The sequence below is a fragment of the uncultured Aquabacterium sp. genome (genome assembly GCF_947366995.1).
GTDB lineage: Bacteria > Pseudomonadota > Gammaproteobacteria > Burkholderiales > Burkholderiaceae_C > Aquabacterium.
Window position 1 is genome coordinate 61,165 of the sequence record NZ_CANBCC010000011.1, and the last position, 10,424, is coordinate 71,588.

Below are 10,424 nucleotides of genomic sequence, written 5' to 3' on the forward strand. Positions count from 1 at the left end.
CAGCGGCGTACATTCTCCATTCGCGAATAGCGAATATCTGCCGCAGTCCCCCAGCACATGGCCCGATCCAACCCCCAAATTGCGCTGCGCCCCCAAGACCTGGTGGTGCTGCTGCGCCTATCGCTTGAGGCCGGTGCCGCGCCTTCCTATGCCACCTTGTCGGCCGAGTTGAGCCTGACCGCCTCCGAGATCCACGCGGCGGTTGACCGCGCGGTGACCGCGCAACTGGCTCGCAAAGACGAGCGCGGTAAACCCCGCGTGGTGTTGGAGGCCTTGCGCCTGTTCGTCCAGCACGGCGCGCGCTACTGCTTTCCGGCCACCCGGGGTGAACTCACTCGGGGCATGCCCACCTTGTACGCGGCCCCACCGTTGAAGGACAAGATCGTCCAGCCCAACGAGCCGGTGCCCGTGTGGCCCAGCAAGGTGGGCACCGTGCGGGGCATGGCCTTCACCCCGCTGTACCCCACCGTGCCTGAAGCTGCACAGCGCAACCCGGCGCTGTATGCCTTGCTCGTGCTGGTGGACGCCATTCGGGGCGGCAGCCCACGCGAGCGGGCCCTGGCCATTCAGATGCTCGATGAGCAGTGGGCAGGCTGAGGCCATGGCGCTCAACCCGAACGACCCCAACGTGGCCATGCTGGAAGTGGTGGCGCAGCGCCTGGGCGATGCGCTGCGTCGCCAACTGGTCTTCACCGGCGGGTCCGTGGTGGGCCTGTTGATCACCGACCCGGCCATGCCCAGCATCCGGCCCACCGAAGACGTGGACCTGGTGGCCCAGGTGCTGGCCCGCGCCGACTACCACCAGCTTGAGCAAGCGCTTCGGGCACAAGGCTTCCAACCCGACCTCGCCCCGCAAGCCCCGATCTGCCGCTGGCGCATCGAGCACATCAGCGTGGACGTGATGCCCACGCTGGAAGACATCCTGGGCTTCAGCAACCGTTGGTACCCCTTGGCCGTGGCGACGGCCGCCACCTTGAGCTTGCCCAGTGGGGTCGATGTGTTGGTGGTGCAGGCGCCGGTGTTCGTGGCCACCAAGCTCGAGGCCTTCCATGGCCGTGGCCAGGGCGACCACCTCTTCAGCCACGACCTGGCCGATCTGATCAGCGTCATCGATGGGCGGGCCAGCTTCTTGGACGAGTGCTTGCGGGCGCCGGCTGATCTACAGCGTTACCTGTCGGCCCAGTTCGGGCAACTGCTGGCGCAACGGGCGTTCCGGGATGCCTTGCCAGGCCATTTGCCCGCAGATGCGGCCAGCCAGGCCCGCTTGCCCGACCTGGAACAGGTGCTGCAACAACTGGCGAACTTGTGAACCTCGCGGGCGAGAAACCGACATGCAGGAGATTCTTTTGATCAATTGGGACGCGGCCGATGTGGAGGCCGAGGCATGAGCTTTCCGAGGTATCCGGCGTACAAGGACAGTGGGGTCGAGTGGCTAGGTTATGTGCCATCGAACTGGCGTCGGGTGCGTTTCAAGGAAGTCTTCCGAGAACGTGAGGAACGTTCAATTGCCGGCGATGAGACGCTGCTCTCCGTATCGGCATACACCGGAGTAACACCACGGTCTGAGATATTGGACGATGGTGACCACCTGAGTCGCGCTGAGTCGCTGGAGGGCTACAAGGTTTGTTATCCAAATGACCTCGTGATGAACATCATGCTGGCTTGGAATCGCGGGCTCGGGATGTCGCCGCTACACGGTATTTGCAGCCCGGCGTATGCCGTGTTCCAAATTGTCGATGGGTCGTCGTCTCGATTCCTTCACTACCTTCTGAGAAGCGACGAGTACATCCGCTATTTCAAGGCCTTCTCGGCGGGCGTGATTGATTCGAGGCTGCGTCTTTACCCAGATGCGTTCGGCTCCTTGAGTACTTACTTGCCTTCGTATGAAGAGCAGCAGCAAATCGCAGGCTTCCTCGACCGCGAAACCGCCAAGATCGACGCCCTGGTGGCCGAGCAAGAACAGCTCATCACCCTGCTCAAGGAAAAGCGCCAGGCCGTCATCTCCCATGCCGTGACCAAGGGGCTGGACCCGTCGGTGCCGATGAAGGATTCGGGCGTCGAGTGGTTGGGGGAGGTGCCGGCGCATTGGGATGTTCGACAGGTTCGCAGTGTGTCCAGTTTCATCACAAGCGGGCCGCGCGGGTGGTCAGAGCGCATTGCGGATGAGGGCGCGTTATTCATTCAAAGCGGTGACTTGACTGAAAGTCTAGGTATTGACTTCGGGCAAGCGAAACGCGTTGCAGTTCAGCAGGACGCCGAGACCAGCAGAACCCGGCTGTTGTGTGGTGATGTGGTGGTTTGCATTACCGGGGCAAAGACCGGCAACGTAGCTGTGGCTGCCTCAGTGATCGAAGATGCATACGTCAATCAACACCTTTGCTTGATTCGTCCCACCACTGATGTTTTGCCGCATTTCTTGGGCGTATTCCTGAAGTCGGACGCTGGCCAGCGGTATTTCGCTATTGCTCAATACGGGCTGAAACAAGGGCTGAGTCTTGAAAGCATCAAGGCAGCACCGGTGGCTGTTCCCCCCGTTTCAGAGCAGGCAGCGATTGTTGCCTTCGTGGAAAAAGCCACGACTCAGGTCGATCAGTTGATAGGTGAGGCCGTTCTATCCATTGAATTACTGCGCGAACGCCGCTCCGTCCTCATCTCCGCCGCTGTCACCGGCCAGATCGACGTGCGCGGCCTGGCCCCAGCTCAAGAGCAAGCCGCATGACCCCCGCCCCCAAGACCATCCAGATCTACCTGCCCGGTGGCGACCCGCGCGGCATCCGCGTGGCAGAGGTCACCACGCGCATCGTGCAGGTCATCGAGGTGCCGCGCAGCCTGCTGCCCACCTTCCTGGCCATGCCCGAGAGCACCCAGGTGGCGGTGTACTTCCTGGTCAGTGAATCGGACGATGGCACCGAGCGCCGCGTGTACGTAGGCCAAAGCGGTGACCTGCCCACCCGCCTGAAGGACCACAACAAGGCCAAGCCTTTCTGGCAGCGTGTGCTGGTGATGGTCTCTCGCACCCACAACCTCACGCAGACCCATGCGCTGTTCCTGGAATGGCACAGCCTGCAGGCGATCCGCGCCGCTGGCCGCTTTACCGATGAAAACGGCAACGGTGGTTCACGCCCCCACACCCCGCCGCCCATGGAAGCCGACTGCCTGGAGATGTTCGACACCGGCCGCACCCTGCTGGCCACGCTGGGCTTCTCGCTGTTTGACCCGGTGGCCAGCGCGGGCGAGGCGGGCCAGGCCCCCGAGGTGTTCGTGTGCGAGGCCTCAGGCGCCAAGGGCCGTGGCCAGTACACCGAAGAAGGCTTTGTGGTGCTGCAAGGTTCAGTGGGTAGGCTGCAAAGCGTGCCGTCCATCCAGGGCACCTCAGACGACAACTTCCGCCAGCGCCTGCTGGAGCAAGGCGTGATGCGCGCCGAGGGAGACACCGTGGTCTTCCAGAGTGACCACCTGTTCCGCTCGCCCAGCATGGCGGCGGTGGCGCTGCTGGGCCGCACGGCCAATGGCTGGCTGGAGTGGAAGACGCCCGAGGGGCGCACCTTGGATGAAGTCAAACGGCAGGTTGGCTGAACGAAAAGCTGCCTGAAGGCCTCTTTCTGAAGAAAAAGTGGGCGGGCTGAAGATTTTTCTGTGCACTGGCCTGCGCACAGGGCTGCGCAGTTGCGTGCGCCGTCTGAAGAAAAAATCATCGCAGGGGCCATTTCTGAAGATAATTCTTCAAATCTGAAGATTTTTCTGCCGGAAAGGCCCTTGCTGACATGAGCGACATTGGCTACGCCTGGATCCAGAACGCGGTGGGGGCCCCGGACTTCCTGGGCAAGCAGCGCGCTCGCCTGGCGCCGGTCAACCGCATCGAGCGCCTGGACGATGGCGCCATGCTGGTGCCGCACAAGCTGGCGCCCGAGCCCACCTTGTTGCAGCAGGCCTTGTTTGCCCTCAAGCACGAGGGGGTCAGGCTGGACTTGCTGGTGAGCGCCCTGCGGCGCATTCCCCCAGCGGACCTGGTGGCGTTGGTGCAGGCCACGCCCAACAGCATCTATGGCCGCAAGCTGGGCCACCTGTGGGAGGCCTGGCATCAGCAGCGGCTGCCCGGCCTGGGCGACCCCGGCGTGGCGTCGGCCTATGCGCCCCTGTTCGACCCCACGCATTACTTTGTGGGCCCTGCCCAGCGAGATGCCCGCTGGCGCATCGAGTTCAATGGCCTGGGTGACCTGCATTTCTGCCCGGTGGTGCGCAAAACCCCGGCGCTGATGGCGCTCATCAACAAAGACATCCTGGGTCAGGCCCAAGCCTTTGCCGAATCGGTGGGCGAGGCCATGCTGGAGCGGGCCTTGAACTGGGCCTACCTGAGCGAAACCGAAGGCTCTTTTGCCATCGAGGGCGAGGCCCCCACCGCAGACAAGGCCGAGCGGTTCGCGGCCCTGCTTCGCCGAGCCCATGAGCAGCGCCCGCTCACCGAAGAGTGGCTGGTGGAGTTGCAGAACGCCGCCATCTCCAACCCCTTTGACAAGGCCGTTCAATTCCGCACCGAGCAAAACCGCCTGCAGCGGGACGTGCCTGGTGCAGCTGGTGTCGCCTACGTGCCGCCAGCGCCCGAGCTGGCCGTGGCCCTGATGAATGGGCTGATGCGCCTGACCAACCAGCGAGCCGCTGAGTTGGACCCCCTGGTGCACGCCGCTGTGGTGTCTTTCGCGTTCGTGTTCATCCACCCGTTCATGGACGGCAATGGCCGACTGTCGCGCTACCTGATCCACCATTGCCTTGGTCAGTCTGGCCGCTTGCCACCACAGTTCTTGCTGCCCATCTCGGTAGCCATGAAGAAGCACGATGCTGAATACCTGCACGCGCTCACCACCTTCAGCAAGCCGGCACGCCAGCTGTGCCAGGTGACCTGGGGTGGCGACGAGCACTACACCTATGAGTGGGCTCCGGAAGCTGACACCTGGTTCCGCTACATGGACCTGAGTGAGGCGGCCACGTTCACCTTGGCCATGGCCGAGGCGTCGCTGGACACGCATATGCGCCGGGAGGTGGAGTTCCTGGGGCTGTTTGACCGGGTGAAGCGCCACATCAACGAACGCCATGACCTGCGGGGTAGCGACTTGGCCAACCTGATCGTGACGATCTTCCAGAACGGCGGCACGCTGTCCAACAACCGGCGCAAGCGATATGCCGACCGAGTGCAAGACCATGTGCTGGACGCCATCGAAGGTGCCGTCAGCCGTGCCATGCACGGCCAGCCATTGAGTGAAGAAGGCGAAGACCACGAAGGGCTTTGAGCTTCAGCTTAAAGACGCCTTCGTCTGTCTTGCCAAATTTTGCCAATCCTCTTAAGCTGGCCACATGAGCACCATGAACATCTCCTTGCCCGAGCAGCTCAAGGCCTTCGTGGACGAGCAGGTCAGCCAGCGTGGCTACGGCACCAGCAGCGAGTACGTGCGCGAACTCATCCGCAAAGACCAGGACCGCATGCAACTGCGCACCGTGCTGCTGGCCGGCGGTACGTCGGCGGCCACCGAACCGGTGAGCGACGCCTACTTCGACGGCCTGCGGCAGAAGGTGCGCGTGGCCGGTAAGGCGCGCGGCCGGTCGTGAGGGCCAAACCCGTCGTACCGCGCCAGCTGGCGTTGCAAGATGTGGACGATGCGCTGGCCCACTATGTGCAAGTAGACACCGAAGCGGCGGCCATGGGGTTCATTGACACCCTGGCCCAGGCCTACCAGCACATCGGGCGGCACCCGGCCACAGGCTCCCCGCGCTACGCGCACGAACTGAACCTGCCGGGCTTGCGCGTCTGGCAGCTGGCCCGTTACCCGCATCTGGTGTTCTACATGGAGCGCCCCGATCACATCGATGTCTGGCGCGTGTTGTACGGTCAGCGCGACATCCCGGCCTGGATGCAGGCACCAGGTGACCTGATCTGACACCAGAAACAATTCATCAAAGGCCAACAGGGAGAACAAGTGGCTTTGCATCTGGAAGTTGAATTCGAGAAAGACATTTGCCACCACCTGGCCGCCAACGGCTGGCTGTACGCTGAAGGCGATGCCCAGGGCTACGACACACCCCGCGCGCTGTTCCCTGCCGACGTGGTCGCCTGGGTGCAGGAGAGCCAGCCCGATGCCTGGGCAGCCATCGTCAAGGCCCACGGTGCCAGTGCCCAGGCCACTTTGCTCGACCGCCTGCGCAAGCTGCTGGACGACCAGGGCACCCTGCATGTGCTGCGTGTGGGCCTGGAAATGATGGGCCTGAAGGCACCGATCAAGTTCGCGCAGTTCAAGCCCGCGCTGGCCATGAACCCGGAGCTGCAGGCTCGCTATGCCGCGAACCGCCTGCGGGTGGTGCGCCAGGTGCGAACCACCCACGATGATGTCATCGACCTCGTGCTGTTTCTCAACGGCATCCCGGTGGCCACGGCCGAGCTGAAATCCGAGTTCACGCAGGGCATCAACGAGGCGGTCGACCAGTACCGCTTCGAGCGCCTGCCCAGGCCCAAGGGCAAGGCCTTTTCCGAGCCGCTGCTCGACTTTCCTCGTGGGGCGCTGGTGCATTTCGCCGTCACCAACCGCACGGTGATGATGACCACCAGGCTGCAAGGCCCGGCGACGCACTTCCTGCCTTTCAACATGGGCGACCACGGCGCGGCGGGCAACCCACCCAACGGCCAAGGCCACCGCACGCACTACCTGTGGGAGCAGGTGTGGCAGCGCGACAGCTGGCTGGAGATCCTTGCCCGTTACCTGGTGACGAAGAAGGACGACAAGAAGCGCCCGGTGGGCTACCTCTTTCCCCGCTATCACCAGCTCGACGCCACCCGCAAGCTGGTGCAGGCCGTGCTGGCCGAAGGCGTAGGCCAGAAGTACCTGATCCAGCACAGCGCGGGCAGTGGCAAGACCAACTCGATTGCGTGGACGGCGCACTTCCTGGCCGACCTGCACGACGCAAACAACCAGAAGCTCTTCAGCACCGTGCTTGTGGTGAGCGACCGCACCGTGCTCGACACCCAGTTGCAGGAAGCCATCTTCGACTTCGAGCGCACGGCGGGCGTGGTCGCCACCATCAAGGGCGAAAGCCAGAGCAAGAGCGGCGAGTTGGCCCAGGCCCTGTCAGGCGGCAAGAAGATCGTCGTGTGCACCATCCAGACCTTCCCGTTTGCGCTGAAGGCCGTGCAGGAGCTGGCTGCCACGCAAGGCAAGCGCTTTGCCGTGATCGCCGACGAGGCGCACAGCTCGCAGACTGGTGAGGCCGCAGGCAAGCTCAAACAGGTGCTGAGCGCGCAAGAGCTGCAGGACCTGGCCGACGGCGGCGAGGTGTCCACCGAAGACTTGCTGGCCGCGCAGATGAGCGCCAGGGCCGGCATGGCGGGCACGGCATCCGCCGTGACCTACGTGGCCTTCACCGCCACGCCCAAGGCCAAGACCCTGGAGCTGTTCGGCCGTCGGCCCAACCCGGATCTGCCCGCCGGGCCGGACAATCTGCCCGCGCCCTTCCACGTCTATTCGATGCGCCAGGCCATCGAAGAGGGCTTCATCCTCGACGTGCTGAAGAACTACACCTCGTACAAGCTGGCCTTCAAGCTGGCCCACAACGGCAAGGAGTGGGACGACAAGGAGGTCGAGCGCAGTGAAGCCCTCAAGGGGCTGATGCGCTGGGTGCGCCTGCACCCCTACAACATCGCCCAGAAGGTGCAGGTGGTGGTGGAGCACTTCCTGGAGAACGTGCAGCCCCTGCTCAAGGGCCACGCCAAGGCCATGGTGGTGGTGGGCAGCCGCGTGGAGGCGGTGCGCTGGAAGCTGGCGGTGGACGCCTACATCAAGGCACAGGGCTACCCCCTGGGGACGCTGGTGGCGTATTCCGGCGAGGTGAACGACCCGAACTCGCTGCCTGAGCCCGTGACCGAAAACAGCGCCCAGCTCAACCCGGGCTTGAAGGGCCGCGACATCCGTGACGCCTTTGCCACGGACGAGTTCCAGATCCTGCTGGTCGCCAACAAATTCCAGACCGGCTTCGACCAGCCCCTGCTGTGCGGCATGTATGTCGACAAGACGCTGGCGGGCATCCAGGCGGTGCAGACCTTGTCGCGCCTGAACCGGGCTTACAGCGGCCCGCACGGGCTGAAGGACACGACCTACATCCTGGACTTCGTCAACGACCCGCAGGAGATTCTGGCGGCGTTCCAGACTTATTACGAGACGGCCGAGCTGGCCGGCGTGACCGACCCGAACCTGATCTTCGACCTGCGTGCCAAGCTGGATGCCGCTGGCCACTATGACGACTTCGAGGTGGAGCGCGTGGTGCAGGTCGAACTGAACCCCAAGGCCACGCAAGCCCAACTGGTTGCCGCCATCGAACCCGTGGCCGACCGGCTGCTCAAGCGCTTCAAGGCGGCCAGCGAGGCATTCAAAGCTGCCGCAGAAAAACTGCCTGGTGGCGAGCTGGGCCCCGATGGTCAGGCAGCCAAAGATGAGCTGGAGGCCCTGACGCTTTTCAAGCGCGACCTGGGCACCTTTGTGCGCGTATACGCCTTCCTGTCGCAGATGTTCGACTACGGCAACACGGCCGTCGAAAAGCGGGCCATCTTCTTCAAGCGCCTGTTGCCTCTGCTGGACTTCGGCAAGGAGCGCGAAGGGGTGGACCTGTCCAAGGTGACCCTGACGCACCACAAGCTCAAGAAGCAGGGCAGCGCAGCCCTGGTGCTGGGAGAGAACGAGGGTGAGTACAAGCTCGACCCCATGACCGCCCCTGGCAGCGGCCAGATCCACGACAAGGAAAAGATCAAGCTGTCCGAGATCGTGCAGAAGGTCAATGACCTTTTTGATGGTGAGCTGACCGAGCACGACATGCTCGCCTTCGTCGACAACATCAAGGGCAAGATGATGGAGTCGGAACTGTTGGTTCAACAGGCCATGAACAACACCAAGGAGCAGTTCAGCAATTCACCAGACTTCACGTCTGAGCAGCTCAACGCGATCATTGACGCCTTCGATGCTTTTTCGAGCATGAGCAAACAGGCGCTCGACTCAGAGAAGGTGCGTCAGGGGCTCAAGCACATCCTGCTTGGTCCGGCGGAGTTGTATGAAGCGCTGAGGAGCCGAGGCCGGTTGTCTCGTGGCGACAGCGCTGCCGCGCAGTAAAGGCGTGCAGGCATCCGACGCACAGGAACGTCGCATGCCCGAGCTTGCGCGACACGCGAACGCTTGCGTGGCCGACACCCAAGGCGGGTAGTGCGGCCCGCCTGCCCGTTCAAGGCTTCTTCGGTGCCAGTCGCTTGCAGGCCAGGTCGCTCTCGACACCCAGCGTCTGCCCCGCTGCCTTGGCGCGCTCGGCCATCTGCTGGTAGTTCTCGTGCACTTGGGCTCGGCATTCGTCGTAGGTCTTGGTCGCGTGCACTTTGTCTCGATAGGCGTTGCGCTCCTCGCGGCTCATGAACTTCCAGCCGGGCGTGGTGTACCAGTTCACTTCTTGTTTGGGACGCTTGCCGGCCTTGGGCGCCGCGGTGCTTTGCGTGGCTGCGCTGTCCTGTGTGGGCGCGGGGGGCGCGTCGGCGCCCGTGGCGCAAGCACCTCCGGCGACAAACAGACTCAGGAGGCAGGCAATGGCGTTTTTGCTCAGGTTCATATCTGGCTCCGATCGGTGAGCGAGCACCCGCTCTTCAAATACATGTTTACAGCCTAGGCGTCTTCATCTGTCCCCACTTGACCCACCTCATACGTATGACTCGGTTGAAAACGACTTCGTCTTGGTGTGTCGCTTCGTTGACCGAAAGACCGCGCGACCCTTCGTGGCGGCCCGCGACAGGGACCGCACATGAGGGCAGACCGCCCGTGCCGTGGCGTTCTTCTGCGGGGGTGGTGCCGCAAATGGTACTCAGTCGGTGCGCTGCGCACTCTGTCTGTGCGATCACCGCACCGCATCAGTGCTCGTCGCATCGAGATGGTGCGCATTGCGGCAAAATGTTTCGATTGCTGCCCTTCGCAGCGCCATTCGGAGCCATGCCCCCATGAAATACGCGTCGAGCCACGACTTCCTTGCCCATGTCGCCAGCCGCAACCCCGGCCAGCCGGAATTCATGCAGGCGGTCACCGAAGTCATGGACAGCCTGTGGCCCTACATCGAGCGCCACCCGAAGTATGCCGAGCAGGGTCTGCTGGAGCGCCTGGTGGAGCCCGAGCGCGTGGTGATGTTCCGCGTGTCCTGGGTCAACGACCACGGCGAGGTGCAGGTCAACCGCGGCTACCGCATCCAGCACAGCATGGCCATCGGCCCGTACAAGGGCGGCCTGCGTTTCCATCCTTCGGTCAACCTGTCGATCCTGAAGTTCCTGGCTTTCGAGCAGACCTTCAAGAACGCGCTGACCACGCTGCCCATGGGCGGCGGCAAGGGCGGCTCCGACTTCGACCCCAAGGGCAAGAGCCCCG

Annotated in this window: 10 protein-coding genes; 9 read left to right on the forward strand and 1 reads right to left on the reverse strand. The window is 63.4% G+C overall.

Annotation, left to right across the window (positions count from 1 at the left end; translation table 11 throughout):
- The first annotated feature begins 57 nt into the window (after positions 1 to 57).
- From Q0Z44_RS05290 to Q0Z44_RS05325, 8 genes are all read left to right on the forward strand, one after another.
- A complete protein-coding gene (locus tag Q0Z44_RS05290) occupies positions 58 to 597 on the forward strand; it encodes a hypothetical protein (protein ID WP_298011098.1) in 540 nt (179 codons plus the stop codon).
- 4 nt (positions 598 to 601) lie between these two features.
- Positions 602 to 1,309: a nucleotidyl transferase AbiEii/AbiGii toxin family protein gene (locus tag Q0Z44_RS05295; RefSeq protein WP_298011099.1), complete on the forward strand. Its 708-nt coding sequence runs from the start codon at positions 602 to 604 to the stop codon at positions 1,307 to 1,309.
- Between the two features lie 75 nt (positions 1,310 to 1,384).
- On the forward strand, positions 1,385 to 2,719 hold the full coding sequence (locus tag Q0Z44_RS05300; RefSeq protein WP_298011100.1) for a restriction endonuclease subunit S: 1,335 nt from the start codon (positions 1,385 to 1,387) through the stop codon (positions 2,717 to 2,719).
- The gene (locus tag Q0Z44_RS05305) at positions 2,716 to 3,576 is read left to right on the forward strand and encodes a GIY-YIG nuclease family protein (RefSeq protein WP_298011101.1); all 861 of its coding nucleotides are present in this window, start codon (positions 2,716 to 2,718) and stop codon (positions 3,574 to 3,576) included. Before Q0Z44_RS05300 ends, Q0Z44_RS05305 begins: the two co-directional genes overlap by 4 nt.
- Positions 3,577 to 3,764: 188 nt before the next feature.
- Positions 3,765 to 5,285: a Fic family protein gene (locus tag Q0Z44_RS05310; RefSeq protein ID WP_298011102.1), complete on the forward strand. Its 1,521-nt coding sequence runs from the start codon at positions 3,765 to 3,767 to the stop codon at positions 5,283 to 5,285.
- 64 nt (positions 5,286 to 5,349) lie between these two features.
- The gene (locus Q0Z44_RS05315) at positions 5,350 to 5,601 is read left to right on the forward strand and encodes a type II toxin-antitoxin system ParD family antitoxin (protein WP_298011103.1); all 252 of its coding nucleotides are present in this window, start codon (positions 5,350 to 5,352) and stop codon (positions 5,599 to 5,601) included.
- Entirely contained in the window at positions 5,598 to 5,930 is a 333-nt protein-coding gene (locus Q0Z44_RS05320; RefSeq protein ID WP_298011104.1) for a type II toxin-antitoxin system RelE/ParE family toxin, read from the forward strand. Before Q0Z44_RS05315 ends, Q0Z44_RS05320 begins: the two co-directional genes overlap by 4 nt.
- 39 nt (positions 5,931 to 5,969) lie before the next feature.
- Positions 5,970 to 9,140, forward strand: coding sequence for a DEAD/DEAH box helicase family protein (locus Q0Z44_RS05325; protein WP_298011105.1), 3,171 nt, complete (start codon positions 5,970 to 5,972; stop codon positions 9,138 to 9,140).
- 109 nt (positions 9,141 to 9,249) lie between these two features.
- Here Q0Z44_RS05325 and Q0Z44_RS05330 read toward each other — a convergent pair whose 3' ends face one another.
- Positions 9,250 to 9,624 (reverse strand): hypothetical protein, encoded by a 375-nt coding sequence (locus tag Q0Z44_RS05330; RefSeq protein ID WP_298011106.1) that lies wholly within the window; start codon positions 9,622 to 9,624, stop codon positions 9,250 to 9,252.
- Positions 9,625 to 10,006: 382 nt separating this feature from the next.
- Here Q0Z44_RS05330 and Q0Z44_RS05335 point away from each other — a divergent pair.
- The coding region (locus tag Q0Z44_RS05335) for a Glu/Leu/Phe/Val dehydrogenase dimerization domain-containing protein (protein WP_298011107.1) at positions 10,007 to 10,424 on the forward strand (418 nt) is incomplete at its 3' end.

What these genes read in the sequence shown, in the direction of transcription:
- Q0Z44_RS05290 (WP_298011098.1), top strand. Translation starts at nt 58, where the DNA reads ATGGCCCGATCCAACCCCCAAATTGCGCTGCGCCCCCAAGACCTGGTG.
- Q0Z44_RS05295 (WP_298011099.1), top strand. Translation starts at nt 602, where the DNA reads ATGGCGCTCAACCCGAACGACCCCAACGTGGCCATGCTGGAAGTGGTG.
- Q0Z44_RS05300 (WP_298011100.1), top strand. Translation starts at nt 1,385, where the DNA reads ATGAGCTTTCCGAGGTATCCGGCGTACAAGGACAGTGGGGTCGAGTGG.
- Q0Z44_RS05305 (WP_298011101.1), top strand. Translation starts at nt 2,716, where the DNA reads ATGACCCCCGCCCCCAAGACCATCCAGATCTACCTGCCCGGTGGCGAC.
- Q0Z44_RS05310 (WP_298011102.1), top strand. Translation starts at nt 3,765, where the DNA reads ATGAGCGACATTGGCTACGCCTGGATCCAGAACGCGGTGGGGGCCCCG.
- Q0Z44_RS05315 (WP_298011103.1), top strand. Translation starts at nt 5,350, where the DNA reads ATGAGCACCATGAACATCTCCTTGCCCGAGCAGCTCAAGGCCTTCGTG.
- Q0Z44_RS05330 (WP_298011106.1), bottom strand. Translation starts at nt 9,624, where the DNA reads ATGAACCTGAGCAAAAACGCCATTGCCTGCCTCCTGAGTCTGTTTGTC.